Source organism: Lysinibacillus sp. NPDC097279 (assembly GCF_044761745.1).
Classification (GTDB): Bacteria; Bacillota; Bacilli; order Bacillales_A; family Planococcaceae; genus Lysinibacillus.
In genome coordinates this window covers 175,481-198,129 of sequence record NZ_JBIWDA010000004.1, presented here as the reverse complement: position 1 = coordinate 198,129, position 22,649 = coordinate 175,481, and the positions used below count along the sequence as shown (strand labels likewise).

22 protein-coding genes are annotated in these 22,649 nt (G+C 40.3%); 17 read left to right on the top strand and 5 right to left on the bottom strand.

Annotated features, from left to right (window positions below):
* Positions 1-2 precede the first annotated feature (2 nt).
* Together ACIQ1H_RS16890 and ACIQ1H_RS16885 are read left to right on the top strand one after the other, a co-directional pair.
* Positions 3-770 carry an amidohydrolase family protein gene (locus tag ACIQ1H_RS16890; RefSeq protein WP_402890276.1) on the top strand — a complete coding sequence of 256 codons (768 nt, stop codon included), beginning with the start codon at positions 3-5 and terminating at the stop codon, positions 768-770.
* Between the two features lie 206 nt (positions 771-976).
* On the top strand, positions 977-1,549 hold the full coding sequence (locus tag ACIQ1H_RS16885; RefSeq protein WP_402890274.1) for a hypothetical protein: 573 nt from the start codon (positions 977-979) through the stop codon (positions 1,547-1,549).
* Positions 1,550-1,944: 395 nt separating this feature from the next.
* Here ACIQ1H_RS16885 and ACIQ1H_RS16880 read toward each other — a convergent pair whose 3' ends face one another.
* Positions 1,945-3,561, bottom strand: a complete 1,617-nt coding sequence (locus tag ACIQ1H_RS16880; RefSeq protein ID WP_402890273.1) for an MFS transporter — start codon at positions 3,559-3,561, stop codon at positions 1,945-1,947.
* A gap of 193 nt (positions 3,562-3,754) precedes the next feature.
* Complete coding sequence (locus tag ACIQ1H_RS16875) at positions 3,755-4,321, bottom strand: TetR/AcrR family transcriptional regulator (protein WP_402890271.1); 567 nt, start codon at positions 4,319-4,321, stop codon at positions 3,755-3,757.
* Between the two features lie 129 nt (positions 4,322-4,450).
* Here ACIQ1H_RS16875 and ACIQ1H_RS16870 point away from each other — a divergent pair, with 129 nt between their 5' ends.
* The 13 genes from ACIQ1H_RS16870 to ACIQ1H_RS16810 all read left to right on the top strand — a co-directional run bounded on the left by ACIQ1H_RS16870 (position 4,451) and on the right by ACIQ1H_RS16810 (position 16,877).
* Positions 4,451-6,022, top strand: coding sequence for a class I adenylate-forming enzyme family protein (locus ACIQ1H_RS16870; protein ID WP_402890270.1), 1,572 nt, complete (start codon positions 4,451-4,453; stop codon positions 6,020-6,022).
* A gap of 21 nt (positions 6,023-6,043) precedes the next feature.
* On the top strand, positions 6,044-7,207 hold the full coding sequence (locus ACIQ1H_RS16865) for an acyl-CoA dehydrogenase family protein (protein ID WP_402890269.1): 1,164 nt from the start codon (positions 6,044-6,046) through the stop codon (positions 7,205-7,207).
* A gap of 21 nt (positions 7,208-7,228) precedes the next feature.
* Positions 7,229-7,744, top strand: a complete 516-nt coding sequence (locus ACIQ1H_RS16860; RefSeq protein ID WP_402890267.1) for an FAS1-like dehydratase domain-containing protein — start codon at positions 7,229-7,231, stop codon at positions 7,742-7,744.
* Positions 7,745-7,755: 11 nt separating this feature from the next.
* A complete protein-coding gene (locus ACIQ1H_RS16855; RefSeq protein WP_402890265.1) occupies positions 7,756-8,196 on the top strand; it encodes a hotdog family protein in 441 nt (146 codons plus the stop codon).
* Positions 8,197-8,200: 4 nt separating this feature from the next.
* Positions 8,201-9,367 carry a thiolase C-terminal domain-containing protein gene (locus tag ACIQ1H_RS16850; protein ID WP_402890263.1) on the top strand — a complete coding sequence of 389 codons (1,167 nt, stop codon included), beginning with the start codon at positions 8,201-8,203 and terminating at the stop codon, positions 9,365-9,367.
* A 6-nt stretch (positions 9,368-9,373) separates the two neighbouring features.
* Positions 9,374-9,790: a Zn-ribbon domain-containing OB-fold protein gene (locus ACIQ1H_RS16845; RefSeq protein WP_402890261.1), complete on the top strand. Its 417-nt coding sequence runs from the start codon at positions 9,374-9,376 to the stop codon at positions 9,788-9,790.
* 13 nt (positions 9,791-9,803) lie between these two features.
* On the top strand, positions 9,804-10,973 hold the full coding sequence (locus tag ACIQ1H_RS16840; RefSeq protein WP_402890259.1) for an acyl-CoA dehydrogenase family protein: 1,170 nt from the start codon (positions 9,804-9,806) through the stop codon (positions 10,971-10,973).
* Between the two features lie 12 nt (positions 10,974-10,985).
* Positions 10,986-12,158, top strand: a complete 1,173-nt coding sequence (locus tag ACIQ1H_RS16835) for a CaiB/BaiF CoA transferase family protein (protein WP_402890257.1) — start codon at positions 10,986-10,988, stop codon at positions 12,156-12,158.
* 15 nt (positions 12,159-12,173) lie between these two features.
* Complete coding sequence (locus ACIQ1H_RS16830; protein WP_402890256.1) at positions 12,174-13,388, top strand: CaiB/BaiF CoA transferase family protein; 1,215 nt, start codon at positions 12,174-12,176, stop codon at positions 13,386-13,388.
* Positions 13,389-13,536: 148 nt separating this feature from the next.
* Positions 13,537-13,680 (top strand): hypothetical protein, encoded by a 144-nt coding sequence (locus ACIQ1H_RS16825; RefSeq protein WP_173479504.1) that lies wholly within the window; start codon positions 13,537-13,539, stop codon positions 13,678-13,680.
* 13 nt (positions 13,681-13,693) lie between these two features.
* Positions 13,694-15,361, top strand: a complete 1,668-nt coding sequence (locus ACIQ1H_RS16820) for a CoA transferase (protein WP_402890254.1) — start codon at positions 13,694-13,696, stop codon at positions 15,359-15,361.
* A complete protein-coding gene (locus ACIQ1H_RS16815; RefSeq protein WP_402890252.1) occupies positions 15,358-16,137 on the top strand; it encodes an enoyl-CoA hydratase/isomerase family protein in 780 nt (259 codons plus the stop codon). Before ACIQ1H_RS16820 ends, ACIQ1H_RS16815 begins: the two co-directional genes overlap by 4 nt.
* 11 nt (positions 16,138-16,148) lie before the next feature.
* Positions 16,149-16,877: an enoyl-CoA hydratase/isomerase family protein gene (locus ACIQ1H_RS16810; protein WP_402890250.1), complete on the top strand. Its 729-nt coding sequence runs from the start codon at positions 16,149-16,151 to the stop codon at positions 16,875-16,877.
* On the opposite strand, the gene ACIQ1H_RS16805 is transcribed toward ACIQ1H_RS16810, so the two are convergent.
* Positions 16,874-17,644: an IclR family transcriptional regulator gene (locus ACIQ1H_RS16805; RefSeq protein ID WP_402890249.1), complete on the bottom strand. Its 771-nt coding sequence runs from the start codon at positions 17,642-17,644 to the stop codon at positions 16,874-16,876. The genes ACIQ1H_RS16810 and ACIQ1H_RS16805 overlap by 4 nt on opposite strands.
* Positions 17,645-17,733: 89 nt before the next feature.
* Entirely contained in the window at positions 17,734-19,257 is a 1,524-nt protein-coding gene (locus ACIQ1H_RS16800; RefSeq protein WP_402890247.1) for an amidohydrolase, read from the bottom strand.
* Between the two features lie 82 nt (positions 19,258-19,339).
* Between ACIQ1H_RS16800 and ACIQ1H_RS16795 the strand changes: the two genes are divergently transcribed.
* Both ACIQ1H_RS16795 and ACIQ1H_RS16790 read left to right on the top strand, forming a co-directional pair.
* Entirely contained in the window at positions 19,340-20,314 is a 975-nt protein-coding gene (locus ACIQ1H_RS16795) for an MBL fold metallo-hydrolase (RefSeq protein WP_402890245.1), read from the top strand.
* Positions 20,315-20,497: 183 nt separating this feature from the next.
* Positions 20,498-21,397 carry a LysR substrate-binding domain-containing protein gene (locus tag ACIQ1H_RS16790; protein ID WP_402890547.1) on the top strand — a complete coding sequence of 300 codons (900 nt, stop codon included), beginning with the start codon at positions 20,498-20,500 and terminating at the stop codon, positions 21,395-21,397.
* A 51-nt stretch (positions 21,398-21,448) separates the two neighbouring features.
* Here the strand turns inward: ACIQ1H_RS16790 and ACIQ1H_RS16785 are convergent, their stop codons facing one another.
* Positions 21,449-22,438, bottom strand: coding sequence for an aldo/keto reductase family protein (locus ACIQ1H_RS16785; RefSeq protein ID WP_402890244.1), 990 nt, complete (start codon positions 22,436-22,438; stop codon positions 21,449-21,451).
* Positions 22,439-22,649 lie beyond the last annotated feature (211 nt).

Below are 22,649 nucleotides of genomic sequence, written 5' to 3'. Positions count from 1 at the left end.
TTATGCAAAAAATATTTGACACTCATTTTCATATTATTGATCCGAAGTTTCCGCTTGTAGAAAATCAAGGATTTGTCCCTGACTTTTATACAGTCAATGATTATTTACAGGAACTGAAGGAAATGTCGATTGAGTTAACTGGTGGCGCCATTGTATCAGGCTCATTTCAAGGCTATCATCAGCATTATTTTGGGGAAGCAATTTCAGCATTAGGTACTAATTTTGTAGGTATTACGCAGCTTCCATTTGATACAACGGATGAAGACATTTTAAAATTAAATGATATCGGAATAAAGGGCATACGATTTAATCTATACAGAGGGCTATCTGCTTTACCAAAAGAAATTAATGAGCTTTCAGAGAGAGTTTATCATTTATGCAATTGGAAAACAGAGCTTTATGTAAATTTGCAAACCATTGATAAAGAGATTGAAGAATTAATGTTTACATTACCAAAAGTATCAATTGATCATCTTGGGATGCATCAGTGTTCGGTTGATAAATTGAAAAAAATTGTTCATGCTAATATACCAATTCGTTTAACAGGCTTTGGTCGAGTAGGATATGAACGTGATGAAATACGTCAATTAATATCCATATTGTATAGCGAAAATCCAAATAGCCTTATGTTTGGTAGTGATTTACCATCAACCCGAGCAAAAGAGCGATTCTCCTATAATGATATTCAATTAATTCAAGAAACAGTAGGTAGAGAAGCACAAGATAAAATTTTCTTTGAAAATGGTGAAAACTGGTATTTAGATAAATAACTTAGACATCTAAATAATGATTTCAGTATTAGGACAGTATTTCCTCCTTAAAGTAAACGGTAAAAGGCAACATTTGACCGTTTACTTTGGAGGGATTTTTTATTAATAGCAGGCGCTATAATACAAAGATTGTAGTACATTTCTTCAAATTACTACCCATCCAAGCTATACTTATCATCAAAGCAATTGAATGGAGCTGGTAGCAAGTGTTGAAAACACAAATAGAATCATTAATAAACAACGAAACTAATAGTAAATTACTAGAAGTAGAAAAGACGTATGCTCAAAAGCACGCATTGTTAGATGAGGATGCAACCGTAGATACGATCGCGTTGCAATTTGAAGTAATCGAACGTTGCAATAAGGAGACGGAAGAATTAATTGTAGAAGAAACAGCTTCGTTTCTAACAAATTCAGTTCAATATTTAAAAGAGCATGCAAATGAATTTTTGTATGTGGCATCAGAACGTTTTGATGTAATTCGCGTCGATTCGTTTGCGCTTGAATTCGACGGGGCGTTTGGTGTGTATAGTGCCTTGTTCGGGCTTCGACTACAAAAGAAGTACAGTGAGTTTTTGCACTCGTATTTAAAAGCACATTTGCAACATGAGAAGATGACGTATAATGTGGCATTTTCTGGAGAAGACGGTCTTTGGGAAGTAAATCTTGCGTTAGATGCGCTGGATGGCTTTAGTGAGCAGCAGTCATTTGACGAAGTGTTAGCACAATTATATTCACTTGTTTTTGAGCTTCTTGAAGAACTTGAAGCGGCTGTCTGATGACGGATGCTTATTTTAAGATTTAGAAGAGACTACTAGTTGATGGTAGCGAAGGCGGTGACTCCTAGGGGAACAGCATACAATGTAAGAGTCAACAAGACCGCGCGTTAGTGAGGGTTGCTCCTTATTGTAAACCTAAAGATATCCCCGCTAAAAGCGAGTAAATCGCCCGTAAACATAGAGAAATCGCCGCTAAAAGCGAGTAAATCGCCTGTAAACATAGAGAAATCGCCGCTAAAAGCGAGTAAATCGCCCGTAAACCTAAAGAAATCGCCACTAAAAGCCCGTTAATCGCCCGTAAACCCGCACATAGCAAGCAACGCCGTAGCGAACATCGACGTCTAAGCAAAAAGTGTTAGCTTGATCGCCATCAAGCTAACACTTTTTCTCGTCTCTTAAGAAACCGTCTCCTCCACAACAACCATTTCCGAGGCAATAGCCGCTGGAGCAGGTGCCTTCTTCGCCTTAGGAATTAAGAAGCACAAAAACAATATAGTGGCAAACAATGCCATCGCAATATAGGCAATCGAATGGACAGCGGACGTAAGACCTGCTGCATTTGCCGTAGTATAGATGGACTCGAATGATACGCCTAAAGATGTAAGGTGTTCAGCTAAGGCGCCGTTTTCGACAGTACCTGTTTGACCAGCAGCTAGTAGTGCGGCTGAATGCTCGCTTGTGATACCGACTTCCGTTGCATTCGCTAATAATGTTTCTTTAAATGCCGCGTCTTTAAAAATGGAGAATAGCACAATACCTGAGACAGAGCCTAATGGTGTGCCGAAATCACGGATGAATGAGAACAGACCTGCGCCTGCCGCTAGTTTTTCTTTTGGTACTTCGTTTAAGGCGAATTTCATTAAGATTGGTGTATTGGCTCCAGATACGAAACCGAGACAAACGGCTAATGTCGCAATAATATTAAATGGCATGGATGCGTCTAGCATTGTAAAAATAAACATAACAATCGTTGGGATGAAGAAAATGGCAATTAAAATGGAACGACCATTGATTTTATCAGATAAGCGTCCTACAACTAAGCCACCGATCGATGAGGCGCCGTATAAGAACATATAAAATAATCCTGTTTGGGAGGCGTCTCCACCTGGACGTGATGTGATAAAGAAGTTCATGCAATAAATAAATAGCATAAAGGTTGCCACGATAAGCAAGTTAATGCCGACCGCCATGCTAAAGAGTTTAATTTTTAATAACGACAATTCCACTAGTGGATTGTGAATGCGGTTTTCGCAAATCCATAACAGCGTAAGTGCCACGATTCCGACAATCAACGTAATGATTGTATACGGGGAAAAGAAGCCGAACGTTTTGCCGATTGTTGACACAGACAACAGTGTGGCTGATGTAACAAAGATAAGGATAAGACCGATGTAATCAAAAGATGTTTGTTTTTCTCCCTTTGATTCTTCGACGAAAAGTAGAACAACAATTAAGCCTAGCACAGCCAATATAGCGCTTAACCAATAAGTTATTTGCCAGCCATATTGTAAAATTAAATAGCCAGCAATTGCCGCACCTGACATGGCAGCAATAGCTTGTACGGATGAAAAAATGCCCGATGCCATGCCGCGTTTTTCTGGTGGGAAAATAACACCGATATAAGCAATCGCTATCGGTAAGATAAAACCAACAGCTACGCCTTGGAATACCCGCGCAATAAGGAACACTGTGAAATCTGGTGCTATCGCAGCGGCAACTTCAGAAATAGCAAAAATGACCATGCCGATAAGCAACATCTTTTTTCGACCATACTGATCCGCAAGACGTCCTACAATCGGATATAGTGTAGCAGAAGCAACATAAAAAGTTAGTAAAATTAAACCAGCCAAATAGGTTGGTAGTTTAAAATGTTGCGAAATTACTGGAATGGCTGGTGCCTGAAATGCCATTGCCTCAATTGCTACAAATGCCCCAAAAACTAATGCTAAAAATTGAACCCATTGTGACCTCGTGACCTTTGCATTTTGTGGTTTACTTTCCGTACTTGCCATCTCTACTCATCCCCCTTAATGGTAATAAAGCGTTTACAATCCAATGCATCTCCTTCCGCAAGAATTTATTAAGCCCCATTATAAGAGATATATTTTTCGGAATTCAATCCACAAAATCTATGAAAATGTCGTATAAACAACAATGTCTTGTGCTTTGATGTGTTTTTACTGATGTTTCGACATTATTCTTTCTTTAACGATCGAAATGCTGACAAAGCATGTTGGACTCAAAAAGTTTTGTCGTTTCTTGCGCTATAAATTGTGCGGAATATTGATAATAGGTTTCCACACTCCAATGATAAATCATGCCTGTTATGACGGAGGCGTAATACGTGGCAGCAATTTGAGGTGCCAGCATCTTGTCCTTTACTACAAGTAAAAATTGGTTATAAATTTCCGCAGAAAGCCTTTTCATAAAAGAGTCGCTAAACGTTAAAAAGGTGTGGAAGGCCACATAGTGCTGTTCTACATAGCTAAAGATTGCATGTTGTACATCATATTGAAAAAAGAAGGTTGGAGAAGGCTCAGCATGCTGAACCATAATCCCGCAAATATCTTCAATGAAATCCAAAACAATTTGATTTTGTAAGTGTTCCTTTGTTTGAAAGTGCATGTAAAACGTAGAGCGATTAATATTACAACGAGCGACGATATCTGTAATCGAAACAACTGTAGAGCCTCTTTCTTGGACTAAAGCAATGTACGTTTGCTTGATTAAGTTACGCGAATGCTGTGCACGACGGTCTTTTTTTACCTTCATAAAAACACCCCACTTTTTTATTTCAGTTCCAATAAAAAATTAAAGTAATATTGCTATATTCGAAATTATATATTATCATAATCGAAATGACTATAATATTCTGAATATTCAATAAAGGAGTGTGGAGAAGTGAACGCATATTTGCTATTGTCAATTGCCTCCAGTATTGCACCAGAGCAAGAAATTTTAACTTTTTTTAAAAGACGTCTAACTTATGAGCAACTAACCCAGCGTGTAGGTGCATTGGCTAGTCAATTGGCAGCCGATGGTGTTAAACGTGGTGATCGAGTGGGGATTGTTTCGACAAATAGCCCTGAAGTAGTAGAAAGTTTTTTTGCAGCATTTCAACTAGGTGCAACCATTGTGCCGATTAATTATCGTGCCAAGCCGGAAGAGTTGGCATATATGCTACGAGATAGTGAGATTAAAGTTTTACTGATTGAGGGTCGCTATGTCCAATCGATCGAACAATTTTTAACTAACCCGATGTGCAATATTGACAAGACGATTGTAATTGGCGATGACGCACAAGGTTACGAATTGTATGAAACATATATTGCGAACAATGAGCCAATGATTGACTTTGCTGACATAGAAGAAGACGATATTGCGATTTTACTCTATACGAGTGGGACTACGAGTTTGCCGAAAGGGGTCATGCTTACTTATACACAGCTAACGAATTATGTGATGGGGCATACGGAAGCGGCAACGGGCTTGCCGAATGGCGCATCGTTAACATGTGTTCCTAATTACCATGTAGCGGGGGCAACAAGTATTTGTAACTGTATTTATGGTGGTCGCCGTATTGTATTGATTCGACAGTTTGAGGCAGATACGTGGCTAGACGCGTTAGAGCAAGAGCAAGTGACACATGCTTTTTTAGTACCTACGATGCTCAAACGTATTATCGATCATCCACGCTTCGGACAAACTGATTTCTCAAGTTTACAAAGCTTATCGTATGGTGCAGCTCCGATGCCATTCCCAATTATTCGTCAGGCGATTGAGATGTTCCCTTTATCCGTCGATTTTGCCAATGCGTTTGGTATGACCGAAACGACTTCAACAGTTGCTGTGTTAGGGCCAGATGATCATAAGCTTGTAGGCACACCAGAAGAAATTGCACGCAAGATTGAACGCTTACATTCGGTAGGAAAGCCGTTGCCAAATGTGGATATAAAAATCCTCGATGATGGTCAACATGAGTTACCGCCTAACGAAATTGGTAACGTTTACATCAAAACGGCAAAGGCGATGAAAGGCTACTGGAATCGTCCAGATGAATCACAAGAAACGTTGATTGATGGCTGGATTAACACAAAAGATATGGGTTATGTAGATGAGGATGGCTATTTATTTTTAAAAGGTCGTAACTCAGACATGATTATCCGTGGTGGTGAAAATATTGCGCCGCAGGAAATTGAAAATGTGCTCATTGCTCATCCAGAAATTTCGGATGCAGCGGTAATTGGCGTACCTAGTGTGGAGTGGGGCGAAGAGATTTTAGCGGTCATTATTCCAACTAATGAACTTGCACCGCCTGCTATTGCGGATATTACGGCTTATTGTCGAGAGCGACTCGCTAGTTTTAAATGTCCTAGAATAATAGAATTTGCAACGGAATTACCACGTACATCATCTGGAAAGTTATTAAAGCGTGATTTACGTGATCAATATACTACTAACTTAGTGGAATAAAAATAGAAGGGTGATGGGGAAATGAAATTCGAATTAACAGCAGAACAAGAATTGTTACGAAAAACAATTCGTGAGTACTTGGCGGAGCAAATAACAGAGGAGTTAATCGAAGAGTTAAAAGGTACACCTGAAGGGGGACCTATTTGGAAGTCGTACATTCAAAAGCTTGGTGAAGATGGCTGGCTCGGTGTTGGTTGGCCAAAGGAATATGGGGGGCAAGGTCTTACACCGCTTGAGCAATATATTTTCATTGAGGAAATAGATCGTACAGGTGTCAATATTCCGTTCATTACGCTAGAAACAGTCGGTCCAACGTTAATGAAATTAGGGACTGAGGAACAAAAAAATTATTTTCTACCAAAAATATTAAAAGGTGAAGTTGAGATAGCGATTGGCTATTCAGAACCACAAGCAGGTACTGACTTAGCTGCATTAGAAACAACAGCGATTCGTGATGGTGATGACTATATCATTAACGGTCAAAAGATTTTCACAACCAATGCACATATTGCTGATTATATTTGGCTTGCCGCGCGCACAGATACAACAGTGTCAAAGCATAAGGGTATTTCGATTTTTTTAGTGCCAACGTCAGACCCAGGATTTTCAGTCACACCTATGGCATTAATGGGTGAGGAAACAAATGTTACGTACTATGAAAATGTGCGCGTACCAGCTTCGGCACTTGTTGGTGAAGAAAATAAAGGCTGGCAATACATTACGTCACAGCTATCCCTTGAACGTTTAATGCTTTCTACATATGCACGGATGGAGCGTATGGTGGAAGAAACATTGGCATTTGCTCAAGATGCAGTCATTGATGGAGAACGTGTCATTGATCGACCATGGGTAAAAGAGCATTTTGCACAAATGAAGATGAATTTAGAAGTATTGCGTTTACTTAATTACCGTGCTGCATGGGGCCATGACAATGAACAAGAAGCGCCATTTAGACCTTCGATGAATAAAGTGTTTGCAGCTGAAATCAATCAGCGTGTCTTTGATTCTTGTATGCATATTATGGGGCTATTTGGGCAAGTGCGAGATGGCTCTGATTGGGCAATCGCGAACGGCGATGCAGAAAGTTATGCAAAGAAACGCCTAGTGTTCTTATTTGGAGGCGGTGCCAATGATGTGCAACGTGATTTAGTCGCGCGTTTTGGTTTAGGCTTACGCCGTGCTTAATACAAAGGAGGGGATGAAGATATGTCATTAACAACAGAAATGCTACAATCGCTCGTTGGCATTGAATCAGAGGTGACAAAGGGCACTGATGAAGTGTGCCGTCCGATGATTCGCCATTATTGTGAGGTGATGGAAGATGCCAATCCACTCTATCATGATGACGCATATGCAAAGACATCACGCTACGGGGAAATCATCGCACCACCAACACAGGTGCAAGTATATACGATGAATCCACTTTGGCCAAAAGTAGAGCGTGAAAAAAATTCAATGGAAAACTTAGTAGATTTATTAAAGGAGCATGGCTATTCTTCGATTGTTGCGACAGCGCAAGTACAAGAATATTTTGAGCCAATGAAAATTGGAGATGACATTAGTTATACGCTGTCCGTAAAAGAAATTTCACCGTTGAAGCAAACGGCACGTGGGCCAGGATACTTCTCGACATTTTTATATACCTTTTTAAATCAGCGCAATGAGGTTGTCTGTAAGCAGTCATTTACAATCTTATCGTATCAAGCGCAAGTGCAAGAATAGGAGGAATGGGAATGGAAGCGACGACATATGCAAGCATAACGTGGAAGGCCATTGAAGTCGGAACGGAATTGCCACCTACCTCTAGGGAGGTAACGGCAGCATTAGTTGTGGGCGGTGCCATTGCAGCGACGCATGATTATGAAAACGTCCATCACGATCATAGGGCAGCAAAGGCTGCTGGCGCAGATGATGTCTTTATGAATATTTTAACGACGAACGGTCTTGTTGGTAAGTATTTAACTGATTGGGCAGGGCCAGAAAGCACGTTGAAAAAAATTGCGTTGAAATTGGCAGTTCCGAACTATCCGAATGACACGCTCGTTTTTAGCGGTCATGTCAAAAACAAGTATGAGGACAATAATGAATGGCTAGTAGAGATTGAGTTTGTCGGTAAAAACAATCTAGGCTATCACGCATTAGGAGAAGGCGTTTTAGCATTACCAAGGGGGTAAAGGTGTGGAAACGATTCAAGGGAAAGCAGCAATTGTAGGAATTGGACAAACTGAATTTAGTCAAAATTGTGGAAGAACGGAATTACGAATGGCTCTTGAAGCGATTCTAGCTGCTGCAGAGGATGCGGGTTTAGCTATTAACGAAATCGATGGCATGGTCAATTATACGATGGATAGTGCGACTCAAATAGATATAGTACGTGCACTTGGCATTCCTAATTTAAGCTACTTCAATCAAATTCCATATGGTGGTGGTGCGAGTTGTGGCACGGTTGCCAGTGCAGCCGCGGCTGTCGCATCAGGTATGGCGAACTATGTCGTTTGTGTACGGTCCATTCGTGATGCATCTGGTCCGATGCGTTATGGCGATTTCGAGCCAACGCGTGTAAGTGGAGATTTGCACATGGGCATGTATCATCCTTATGGCTTATTAACACCCGTGTCATGGGTAGCGATGTTTGCCAACCGCTACATTCATGAATATGGCATAAAGGATGGACAGCTAGCGTGGGCACCGTTAGTTAATCGTGAAAATGCGAACCGCAATCCGAATGCTATATTTCATCATCGCAAAATGACGATGGAGGAATACTTAGAATCGCCAATTAATGTCGAGCCATTACGTCGCCATGATTGCTGTTTAAGTACGGACGGTGCGGTTGCCGTTATTGTCACAACGCCAGAGCGTGCTAAAGCATTAAGGCAAAAGCCAGCGATTATAGCTGGCGCGAGCCAAGGGATGTCTACAAATGGGGAAGTGATGACGAGTTATTACCGCGATGAAATTACGTTTTTACATGAAGTAGAAGCGTACGGTAAAAAGTTATTCCAGCAAGCTGGTATTACACCGCAGGACATTGATGTGGCACAGTTTTACGATGCATTTAGTCCGTTAATTCCGATGCAACTTGAAGCACTTGGCTTTGTTAGTCGAGGTGAGGGGGTTGCGTATTGTGAAGGCGGTACGAGAATTAATCGTCACGGTGAGTTACCGATTAACACAGCAGGTGGTTTAATGTCGGAAGGCTATTTACATGGCATGAATTTAATTACAGAAGGTGTCCGTCAAATTCGTGGAACATCTACAACGCAAATTGATCACGTGGAAAACGTGCTTGTTACGGGTGGTTTAGGTGTTCCAACAAGTGGACTCATTTTAAGGAAGGGGTAAAACAATATGGTGCAATATACGGGTATTGGCACACCAAAGCCAAATATGAATGAAGATACGGAAATGTTTTGGCAAAAGCTTCAGGAAACAAAGAAATTACATTTTCAGCAATGCTCTAAGTGCGGTACAGTGTTACATCCACCGCGTCCTATTTGTTATAACTGCCATAGTTTTGACTTGGAATGGGTAGAGGCGCCTACGAAAGGAACAATCTATTCTTATGTTGTGTATCACCGTTCGGTACACCCAGGATTTCAAACACCGTACGAAGTAGTATTAGTTGAATTAGAAAATGGTGCAAGAATTGTCGGCAATATGCTGGACGCTGCCCCAGATGAATTGGCAATTGGTATGCCTGTAGAAGTAGTCGTAGACGATCAGGTCTATGAAGACTTATCTCTTATTAAGTTTAAAAAAATATGAGGAGGGGTCGTAAATGGATTTTCATTTAAATGATATTCAAAAAGAGTTTAAACAAACTGCACGCAAGTTTTTTAAAGAGAAGTGTGCATTGGAGGAACTACACGCTTTTGAAAAAAATCCACACCATTATTCAGAAAAGCTATATAACGAACTGGTAGATCTGGGCTTTGTCGGTCTTGTTGTGCCAGAGCAATATGGTGGTTTTGATGGAGACTTTTTAGATTTAGCGATTGTCATGGAGGAAGCGGGTTGGGGCTTATTCCAAGGTCCTTTCTTCTCCACAATCGTAAGTGGTGTCATGCCAGTACTTACACATGGTACGGAGACACAAAAGGAAACTTTGCTTTCTGCATTTACAAGTGGTGAACAAAAGGTCAGCTATGCGATTGCAGAGCCACATGCTCATAACAAATTGGAGCATTTGACGCTAGAAGCGGTTTTTGCAGGCGACAAATATGTGTTAAATGGTACGAAGTTATTTGTTCCATTTGCACAGTCAGTTGAAAAACTATTTGTCGTAGCACGTACAGATCAGGGTGCTGTTGGGTCAGAAGCAGGTTTGACAGTGTTCCTTATTGATACGGCTACAAAAGGAATTGAAGTGAAAGACATTCCAACGATTAGTGCAGACGGTTTATGTGAAGTGCAGTTCAATCATGTAGAAGTAAGCGTGGAGCAAATCGTCGGAAAGGCTGGAGAAGGGTTCCATGTAGCAAGCGACATGCTAACATTTGCGACTGCCTTAAAATCTATTGAAATGACAGGTGTACTCAGCCGAGCAGTTGATATTACATCTGATTATGTGAAGGAGCGTCATCAATTTAATGTACCGATCGGTTCGTTCCAAGCGGTTCAACATCGCATGTCGGATATGTTAACAATTGTTGAAGGTGGTCGTCTAGCAGCCTTTCATGCCTTTTCAAGATTAGTAGAAGGCAAAGATGCAAAAACAGAAGTAGCCATTGCAAAAGCTTGGCTTAGCCAGGAAGGGCAAAAAGTAGTAACAGGTGCACATCAACTGCACGGTGGAATGGGGATTGATTATGACTACCCATTACAGTTTTGTTACCGTCGCTTCAAAGGGCAACAGCTAGCGTTTGGTTCATCAGAAGTTCATCTGCACAATCTAGGTGAATGGTTGTCCATAAAGCAAGAAGAACCTTCAAAAGTATCTAGTATGTAAGGGGGGGAGTAGATGACACAAACTGCATTAACACATCTGAAAGTACTCGATTTGTCGTGGCATATTGCAGGACCGTATTGTACCAAAATATTGGCGGATTATGGGGCTGAAGTCATTAAAGTGGAACGTCCTGAAACAGGAGATCCATCAAGAGCAGCGGGTCCCTTTAAAAATAATGAGGAAAATTTAAATGCGAGCGGTTTATTTGCTTATTTAAATAATAATAAACAAAGTATTACACTCGATTTAAAATCCGAGCAAAGTATACGTATTATAAAGCAATTAGTGAAGGATATGGATTTACTTGTTGAAAACTTTGCACCTGGTGTGATGCAGCGACTAGGCTTAGATTATGAAACGTTAAAGGCGATTAATCCTAAGCTTGTCATGGTATCGATTACAAACTTTGGGCAACAGGGAGAATTTGCACATTATAAGGCGACGGAGATTATTACGCAGGCGATGAGTGGTTTTTTATCTTCAGTTGGTGAGCCGAATCGAGAGCCAGTACGTGCAGCAGGACAATTACGTATTTTAGAGTATATCACTGGTACATTTGCCGCATCCTCCGCTATTGCGGCATGTCGAGGAGCACGTGTAGCGGGAATAGGTGCACATTTAGATATATCCATCGCAGAAATGGGTTTATTACAGCGTTCCTATCCAACTGTTCAAAATTCTTATCCGACAAGTGTTTTTAAGTATGAGGGACGATATGTTATGCTGCCAGGCATTGAACAATGTAAGGATGGGCATGTCGGCATAAGTGTTTTGACAGGTCAACATTGGCAAGGGTTCTGCTTTATGATTGAGGCGTATGATTGGGTAGAAGATGAGCGTTTTACAACGTTACCTCAGCGCTTAATGCATAAGGATATTTTCCAAGCACGGCTTGATGCATTTTTAATGGAGCATAAGACGGAAGAAGTGCTTGCATTAGGTAATGAATGGCGTGTACCTGTAACGCTTGTTCCGACTTTTGAAGACTTACTATCCTTAGATCAGTATGTAGAACGTGAATTTTTCGTCGAGGTCAATCATCCAGAGCTTGGTATTATGAAGCAACCTGGTGCGCCTTTCCGAATGTCGAAAACACCTTGGTCGATTCGTACAAGTGCACCATTGCTAGGTGAGCATAACGAAAAAGCATTCAAAGCATTTTATGATAAAAGTACACAAGTTTAGAAAGGGTGAAATCATATGCATCAACCATTAAAGGGAGTACGCATTTTAGATTTGTCGATGTGGTGGTCAGGCCCAATGTGTACATCTTATCTCGGTGCACTTGGTGCGGAAATTATAAAGTTGGAATCTATTCAATCACCAGATGGCTTCCGTTTTATGTTAACTTCCCCGAAGGAAGATTGGTGGGAGTTTGGTCCACAATTTAACGCTGCCAATCATAATAAATTAGGTGCAACGCTTAATTTAAATGATGAAGAGGGAAAAGCGTATTTTAAAAAGGTGATGGAAAAATGCGATATTGTTATTGAAAACTATACACCACGTGTGATGGAAAACTTTCATTTAACATATGACGTGCTATCTAAGTATAAGAAAGATGTGATTATGCTTTCGATGCCAGCCTACGGGAAAACAGGGCCATATCGTGACCAACCTGGGTTTGCGTATACATTTGAAATGTTATCGGGTATTGCACAATTAAATGGTTACCAAGATGGTAAACCGATGACTGTACTTGGCGTTGCAGATGTATTAGCAGGCTTTCATGCGGCGGCAGCCTTGTTAATTGCATTAGAGCATCGCGATCGTACTGGTGAGGGACAGGAAATTGAGCTTGCGCAAAATGAAGGCTGTGTGAATTACATGGGTGCACCTATTGCAGACTTTATATTGAATGGTGAAAATTGGAGTCGTGTAGGCAATCGTCAGCCAGGAATTGCCCCACAAGGTGTATACCGTACTAAAGGCAAAGATAGTTGGGTTGCGATTTCCATTACTTCAGATGAGGAATGGCAAAATTTATGCCAAGAAATGAATGCGCAATCACTAGTAGAGGATGAGCGTTTCAAGACAGTAGCAGGGCGCATAGCAGCACATGATGAATTGGATGCTATTATTTCGAAGTGGACGCAGCATGAAACACATCATGCAATTGCATCACGCCTCCAAAAAGTCGGTGTGCCAGCAGGTCCTGTATTGGAAGTGCATGAAATGGAGCATGATCCATTTTTAAAAAATATGTTTCAAGAAGTAACACGCGCGTATGTAGGAACACATCTATATCCGTCTTGGCCAATTAAATGGAACAATGAACGTGTTTTACATAAAGCACCCGCGCCATTACTTGGTCAGGATAATGAATATGTATTTAAGGAGTTATTACAACTTTCAGAGGAAGATTATAATCGCTTGCTAGAAAAAAATATTATCGGCAGTCAAATGCTTAGCTAAAGGGAGGGAGCGTAAATGACTATTAAAATCGGTACGAAATTCACATGCCCAAAATGTCAAAGTGAGTTCATTATTATGAAAATCGGTGAAGGACAACTAACTTGCTGTGGGCAAAAGATTAGTGAGAAAAAGTAAGGAGTGATGTACGATGGCGAATCAATTAGGAAAACGCTTTGAATGTTTGGAATGCGGGAGTGAAGTAATGTGCATCAAATCCGGTGAAGGTTCAGTACAATGTTGCGATAAAAATATGCAGGTGAAAAAACCCGTCGCATTACCGACAGCGGACTAAGATAGGAGGTCGTATGATGAAGCAGCAAACACTTAAGGGCTGTCGAATACTAGAACTTTCAACAACGCTTGCAACGAGTTATGCTGCTGAATTATTACGGCAGCAAGGAGCATATGTCGAAAAAGTAAGTGTGAAGCAACCTTTCTTTTGTGATTCACAGAAGGTGCTTACATCATCGGTACAAACAGAGAGTGAATGGGATATTGTGCTAACGGATGATCGTAAGTGGAGAGCAGCGTGTTTTCCACAGGCAGTCACACTATTCATTAACTTTCAATCTTTTCAAACAGGTGATGAGCGTGAACTACAAGTGAAAGCTGGCTGGCTTAAGGAAAGTGAGCAAGAATCATCCCCTTCTATTGCCATCGGAGGTTTCCCCGCCTCCATATTAGTGGCAGCTCATATTGCTTTTGTTTCAGTTTGTCAGTTACTTGAAGGGCAGCGCGATACCACAGTAGTTGTACATGTTGCCTCCATTTTAGCGAGTGCTCTACATGGTCGCCTGTTTACAAAAGAAGAACAAGAGATTGTGCCGATGATGCTAACCCCTGCTGTGGATGGTCCACTGTTCATTGGTGCGCCTAGTGATGAACAGTGGGCATTTTTAACCCGTTGGGCACAAGTAGATTTACCAACTTGTACAACACAATTGGAACGACGGTTGCAAAAAAGCACAATCGAGGCTTCACTAAGTAAGTGGAGTTCCAGTCAGTTACGGCAAGAGCTAATGACACTCGGGCAAACGTTTAGATTACCTTTTGCTAGTGTCCAATCGCATCAGGAAGTAATACAATGTCCCCAACATAAAAGTCGAGGTTTTATTGAACAACAACGCATCATCCGTTCCCCATGGATTATGTCAAAAGGGCTGGCAGCAAACCAGTCCTTTTCTTTTACCAGTTTTAAGGCGTTGCAAATGGTGGATATGACAGCGATGTGGGCTGGCCCATATTGTACACGTTTATTTGCGGATTTAGGAGCGACAGTAATTAAAATCGAAGCGCCCCATCGTCCAGATGGCATACGCGGTAAGTCGGGATCAACTCCTTTTTTTGAAGAGCTAAATCGCAATAAAAAATCAGTCGTTCTAGATTTGAATGTGGAAGCAGATAAAGAGGTTCTATTACATCTCATAGAAGACAGCCATATTGTCGTAAATAATTTTAGCCCACGCGTAATGGGGAATTTTGGCTTGACTGATGATGTACTACAGCTACACAATGCAACAATTATTCATGCATCGTTATCCGCATTTGGGCAAACAGGACCTTTTCGAGATTATGTAGGCTATGGCTCAACATTGGAGTCAATGGGTGGAATCGTCGCACAAACAGTAGATCATACAGGGACACATACGCTACCTCTGTTTTCTATTAGTGATATGTTGGCAGGTGTTATCGGTGCCTTTTCGATTGCTCTTGCTTTGTATGAACAAACGACAACGTATGCGGCTTATATGATTGATGTCTCGCAATATGAAGTAGCGACGCTGGTTGCGTGGGTTCCTTATGAGCCTACTTCGGATGCATCGTGTGACAACACAATGAATAACTGTGATGACAATATAATAGAAGAAACACTAAGTTCATGGCACGATCAGAAAGAAAGAGCTCCTTATTTTGGTGAGCATACTGCTTTTTACAAGTCACATTATTCCAAAGAAAAGAGGGATACATTATGAATTATCAATTTATCAATATAACCCAACAGCAAGGCATTGCCTACATACAACTAGTAGACAGTAAAACACAAAATGAATGGCATGCACCCTTTATTCAAGAGTTGCGAGATATCGCTATTTATTTGCGTGATGCAACGAATATTAAGGTAGTTGTTGTCGGTTCAAGTGCAGATGAGTTTTCAATTGGTAGTAGACTCCCTGCAATTTCAGAGGAAGATGTTCCACAGCAATATCAGACAGTAAGTCTTGCAACAGACGTACTTGAACTATGGGCAAAGCTCCCATATCCAATTATTATTGCCATCCATGGGCAATGCACATCATTAGCATTTAGTTTTGCTTGTATTGCAGATATTCGGATTATTGCGGAAGATGTGCAATTTGCGGTACCTGAATTAGCTTACGGATTAGTACCAGCAGGGGGCATTACACAGCGATTGCCAAGATTAATTGGTAAAGGTGCAGCGATGAATGTCTTGCTTGGTCAGTCTACTGTAGATGCGCAAGAAGCGATGGCGCTAGGTTTAGCTACAACACAAGTGCCACGTGAGGAGCTATGGCAAACGGCATGTACTGAAGGACTGCGTCTAAGCGAACTTTCTACTTTATCATTACAATATACGAAGGAATGCTTATATCGTGGAAGTGAGCTACCATTTGAGCAAGGCTTACGTTTAGAGTTAGATGTCTATTTATTATTACAAACTTCGCGTGATCGTATGGAAGGTGTTGAAGCATTTTTAGAGAAGCGCAAGCCACAATTTATTGGGGAGTAGGAGGCGATTACATGGAATCAATCGTTTTATTAGAGAGAGATGAAAATATAGCTATTATTACATTGAATCATCCTGAAAAATTAAATGCCGTTAGTGTGGCGATGCGTGATGCATTGTATGAACAAATTTTAGCAGTACAAGCTGACCCTACAATCGATGGCGTTATATTACGTGGTAATGGCAAAGGATTTTGCGCTGGCGCCGATTTAAAGGAATTTGGCACAATCCCTTCTGTTATTGAGAAACGGAAAATTCGGATTCAGCATGATATATGGGAGGAATTCCGCCGATGTCCAAAGCCGATTGCCGCTATTTTGCATGGCTTTGCTGTTGGCTCAGGAATAGAGATGGCGATGATTTGCGACTTTCGTTTTGCAGCACCTAAAACAAAAATATCGTTGCCTGAATGTGCGCTAGGGATGTTACCAGCCGCTGGAGGGACACAAAGCCTACCCCGTTTAATGAGACATGGTTGGGCGATAGATTTTGCGATGAAAGGTTATTATTTATCGGCAGAGGAAGCGAAGGCTCGCCAAATTGTCACAGATATTTTTCCAGAAGAGCATTTATTTGATGAAGTAATGCGTTTTATGAAGCGTATAACGACGTATCCTAAAACAGCACAGCAAATTAAACGGCTCATTTCTAGTGGGATGGATCGATCTTTAGAGCAAGGGCTTGCATTTGAACAAACCCTTGTTAAGGAATGTTATAAGCAAAAGGTCATCGCAAATGGCTAATGTTGTTGTTCAAGAAAATCTTGTGTAATTTTTGCTGTGTATTCTTGTACAATTTTCTCCATCTGTTCTTTGATGTCCTCATGATAACGGGCAAGCGGGAGGAGAATCGTGAGTGCCGCTAAAGGCTCTTCACTTTTACCCCAAATAGGCGCGGCAACGCCAATCATACCATCTGCTCGCTCACCAAGGCTCCAGGCATAGCCGTCTTGCTTGATGGTGGAGAGCTGTTGCTTAAAAAGTTCAATATCAAGTGTAGTTTCGGTATGTTGGATATAGGTAGTGCGATTAAAATACGTTTGTAAATCTTTTGGCGACATGTAGGCCATATGTAATTTGCCGATAGCGCCATAATATAATTCATATTCTTCCCCAAGTGGCGTAGTTACTTTTAAGGCATGCTCACTCTCAACACCTGATAGAAAGAGATGTTTATTACCTGAGCGTATTGATAAGTAAACAGACTCTTTTGTTTTAGCTGCTAGTTCCACCATGTACGGTTGAGCAATCGAAACAATATCTGGCGAATGAAAGCGATTGACGATTTGGAAAATAATTGGCCCTGGCTGATACGTTTTACTATCCGAATTTTTTAAAAGCATGCCACGGTCAGTTAAAGTGGCAGCTAAACGAAATGCCGCTGTTTTACTAATTTTTAGTTCACGCTCAATATCAACAAGCCCAATGGATTTGTATTTTAAAAATAATGTGAGTAATGAGATGGCATTATCCACAGTACTTAATCGGTGGACGGTTTTTGTATTATCCATGGTTTTCACACCTTTACGTTTTTTGAAAATTGCGATTATAGCAATTAACTATTTATTATATATAGTTATTGTACGAATTACAATATTTGTTATAAAGAATGATAAAGTCGCTCACCAGCAATCCACGTCTCTAATACTTGCATATTTCGAAGCTGAGCCAATGTACAGTTTAAGGGATGCTGTTCCACAATAATAAAATTAGCGTCATAGCCTGGTGCAAGTTGACCTATTCGTTGTTGTTCACCAATAACGAAAGCGGCTTGGGTTGTATAAAGATTAAGAGCTTCCTGTCTTGAAACAGCCTCTTGCATATTGACTGGCAAGCCATCCTTACTTTGCCTTGTACATGACGCATGCATGCCAAGCCAAGGGGAGATAGGGGCGACAGGTGCATCTGAACCAGCTGCAACTGTTATACCGCGTTGTAGTAAAGAATGCACTGGATAAAGCCAACTGTGCTCACTGCCGTCTACTTGCTGTATGTAGCGATCACCATGAACGTCGATAAACGGAGGATTTGTGACGACTTGTATTTGATTTTCATGTAACATCTCAAAAAAAGCTTCGGGACATAAACTCAAATGTTCAAAGCGGCAAATTCCTTTTATTTCAGGGAGTTGCTGACGTACTGTTTGTAAAGCATCAATGGCATGCCAAACCATTTCAGGATTAACAACATGAATTGCCACTGGGCTATTTGCGAGAAATGCTTGTTTCATCATGTGTACAACGGTATCTTGATGAGGGTAAATTTCTGGCATTGTCTCCAATACAATTTTTAAGGCGTTGCGTTTAAATATTGGTATAGGTTGAAGATGATTTGCAAGATCATCAAAGTGAGCGCTACCTGTCATCCAGTGAACGGGAATTTTCCAAAAGTGTTGAGCCGCTTTTTTCCATATTGTAAGCTGCGAAGCGGATGTCGTGGCAGATGCATCACAAACAGTGGTAATTCCTAAAGATAGAAGTTTTGATTGTAAAGTTTTTATACCAGCTAACCACTGCGCTTCAGGTAATTTCGGTAATACAAATTCGTTTAGGAAAGCGTCGGCTCCATGAATAATACCTGTAGGCTGTCCAAAAGAATTTAGCTCCAAATGAATGCCTTCTTTAGAGTGACTTTCTAAAGCATGTTTAAAATAGTCCCAGGCATTGCTGTTTAACACAGAAGTATGTCGTGTTACATAACGTAAACGGATTGGGTGTTCTGTAGAAAGCTCATCTAGCATCGCCATAGTGAAAGGCTCTATTTGCGGGAAATGATAAGGATGATAGCCATTAATTCGAACCCAATTTCCAGTTGGAATGTGCGATATTTGCTCACGAAGATAGGCAAAAAGCGTCTCTTTCGTTTTGTATAAGGTCGGTATATGTATATTAAACTGCTCGCTAACCATCGCTTGTAAGTGACAATGTGCATCGATGAAACCAGGCAAAATCACTTTTTGCTGTGCATCAATACTTATTATAGCTCGATAGGGTGAACAATCATTATGTCCAAATAAAGCGATGATTTTTCCGTTATGAATGGCCATACTTGTAGCGATTGGTACAGATTTTGATTGCGTTACGATAACGGCATTATAAATAAATAAATCGATTTGTTGTACCATAAGTTGGCTCCTTTCCATAAGAAGTGCTATTATCTTAACATAAAAAGACAGAATAATAGAATAATTAAGTAGAGGTGGAAAGATGCAAAATCAAAAACGTTTAAATTGGCAAATGGTTACATTGCCTATACCTTATGATTTACGCAGTGTTAATTGCTATGTAATTGAAGAACCATCTGGTATTACAATTATTGATACAGGTGACGATACAGTCGAGTCGAAAGAAATATGGCGGCAGGTAATTGGTGAACGTAAAGTTAACCGTGTGCTCATCACACATTTGCATATTGATCATTTTGGTTTGGCAAAATGGCTCCAAGATGAGTATGAGGCAACTATTTGGATGTCTCAACGAAGTTACGAGGAATTAACAATCAGACGGGAACGATTTGAAAACGGCATTACCGACGATGGCAGTTTATCTTTTCTAGCTGATTATGGGATGGTGCAAGATAAAGCGGCATCAGCGGTATTTAATCGTTACGAACCATTTCAAGTACATGTCGATGTTATTTTTTCGGAGCATCAAATGATTGAAAGTGAAACCTTTAATTTGCAGCCAATTTGGACACCAGGTCACTCGGCAGATCATTATTGTTTTTATGAAAAAGAGGCTGGCGTTTTATTTTTAGGGGATCATTTATTAGAAATTATTAACCCGATTGTTATGCCTTCAACAAAAATGCAAAATCCGCTCGCCTTATATTTGGCGACATTTGAAAGCTTAGGTCAATTAAAAATTCATGATGCATTGCATGCCCATGGGACACAAATTGAAGACTTTAATGAGCGGGTATCACGATTAATGGCACACTATACTGACAAATGTCAGCAAATTTTAAATGCAATACCTGAAGAAGGTGCTTCAGCACAGGAAATTACGAATCAGGTGTATGCACATAAGCCTGTAGAGCTTCGAGGAGCAGCTTTTATTCAAGTGATTACCTTCGTGCATTATTTAATGGAGCGTAATTATTTGATACGAAAGCGTAAAGGCAAAAGTTATTGTTTTTATAGAAGCAGTAAGGTAGAGGAAGAGCCATTTACGCTTTGTTAATCGTTACGAAGATAGTCATTTCTTTTCATAAAAATTAAGTGTATTTTTGCCATTATGGCAAGGATATACTTATTTTATTTTTGGTAACTTCGAGGGGATCATTAAGGGGAAATGCTAATGGGATATTATGTTAAAATCGAATGAAGTAGTTGTTTATTGGATTTTTGGAAGGGGTGCGTGAAAATCGATATTAGGAAGATTCGCTATTTTATAATGGTGGCAGAAGAATTGAATTTTAGTCGTGCAGCAGAACGTCTTAGAATGGCACAACCTCCTTTAAGCCAAGAAATTCGTAAATTAGAAGAAGAATTGGGCGTGCAACTTTTTTACCGAACAAAAAGAATGGTTGAACTGACGGATGCTGGCAAAATATTTTTAGCAGGATCTCAACAAACCCTGTTGCAATTAGAAAGAACAATTGAGGAAACGCAACTTGCAGCTGAAGGTAAAATGGGAAATTTAATAATTGGATTTGTTGATTCTACAAATATTGTTATAGAAGTGCTAAATCTATTTCGAGAACGCTTTCCAAAAGTCCGTCTTATATTGCGTGAAATGACAACGGAGCAGCAATTAAAGGCACTTTATGAGAAACAAATTCATATTGGATTTATTCGCTCAAAACAAAACAACGAGATACTCTCTTCTGAAGTTTGTTCGGAAGAATCATTAAGAGTAGTTTTACATCAAAATCATCCTTTCGCGACATTACCTGACATTCCAGTCCAATTGTTAATTGGTGAACCTTTTATATTGTTTCCGCGTCATATGGGCTCCAATTTTTACGATTTAATTAGTAGCTACTTTTGGGAGCACGGCGTAAATTTAAATGTTGTTCAAGAAGCTATTCAAATGCATACAATCGTTAATTTGGTTGCAACTGGCATGGGCGTTTCTGTCGTTCCTTCGTCGGTGGAAAGTTATCAACGTCCGGGTGTGCTTTATAAGAAAATCAAAGAGACCACACCAAAAGTTAATCTCTATGTTGGCTGGAGAAAAGATGAAAAATCTACAGTAGCAGAACATTTCTTACAAGTTGTTAGAGAGGTTTATACGCCTTTGCAATATAATCACGAAGCATAAAAGCCCATCCACATGGGATGGGTAGTCCAATCATCAAGAATTGTTCGTAACTCAACCTGTTTTACTTGGATCATACTCAACGAGGCCTTCTAGTACGTTATCAATTTGCTGCATTATTTCAGGTTCTAGTTTAATACGAGCAGCTATGGCATTCTCTCTTACCTGTTCTGGATTAGAAGCCCCAATAATTGCTGAGGAAACATTGTGATTTTGTAGTACCCAAGCTACTGAGAGTTGCGCGAGGGAAAGGTCAATTTCTTGTGCGATAGGTTTGAGGTTTTGGATTGCCGTTAGAACATTGTCGTTCATCCAACGATGTGCAAGTTTATCGAAAAATGGTTTGCCAGCAGAAGAATTAGCACGGGATTGAGTTGGTATTGGTTGTTGAGGTAAATATTTTCCTGTAAGAACGCCTTGTGCTAAAGGCGACCATACTACTTGTCCTAGTCCCTCGCGTTGACAGGTTGAGATTACATCGGTTTCGATGACTCTCCATAGCATCGAATATTGGGGTTGGCTTGCAATAAGCGGAATCTTCAATTCCCGTGCAAGTGCTGCTCCATGTGTAATTTGTTCAGATGTCCACTCACTTACCCCGATATATAGAACTTTACCTTGTCTAACAAGATCTGCGAAGGCTAACATTGTCTCTTCAAGAGGTGTAGTTGGGTCGAATCTATGTGCATAATAGACATCAATATAATCAGTCTGTAACCTACGTAAAGAGGCATTACAATTTTCTAAAATGTGTTTTCGTGATAAACCTCTATCATTTGGCCCGTTGCCAGTGGGATGGCACACCTTTGTACAAAGTTCAATGCTCTCCCGTCGTATACTTTTTAAAGAACGGCCAAGTATTTCTTCAGCTTTTGTTTCTGAATAAACATCTGCAGTATCGAATGTGGTGATACCGACATCTAGTGCTGCTTTCACACATTCATTTGCAGTATCTTCATCTACTTTGCCACCATGATTGATCCAGTTACCGTATGCAATCTTGCTTACAGATAATCCGCTATTGCCAAGTTTATTAAACTCCATTCAAGTTCCTCCTTTAATAGTGATACATTCATTATAATGACCAGATTTTAACATGGATAATATATTTTTGCTAAAGGAGTTATATAAAATATATATTAGAAGATAGTGACTTTCTATGTATTTAACAGTTAGCAAGGCTTAAGTAGGAACAAGTTAGAATACCTAAGCTCTGATGAAGCGAAGTTAATTTTATAAAAAATAAATGGGGAAT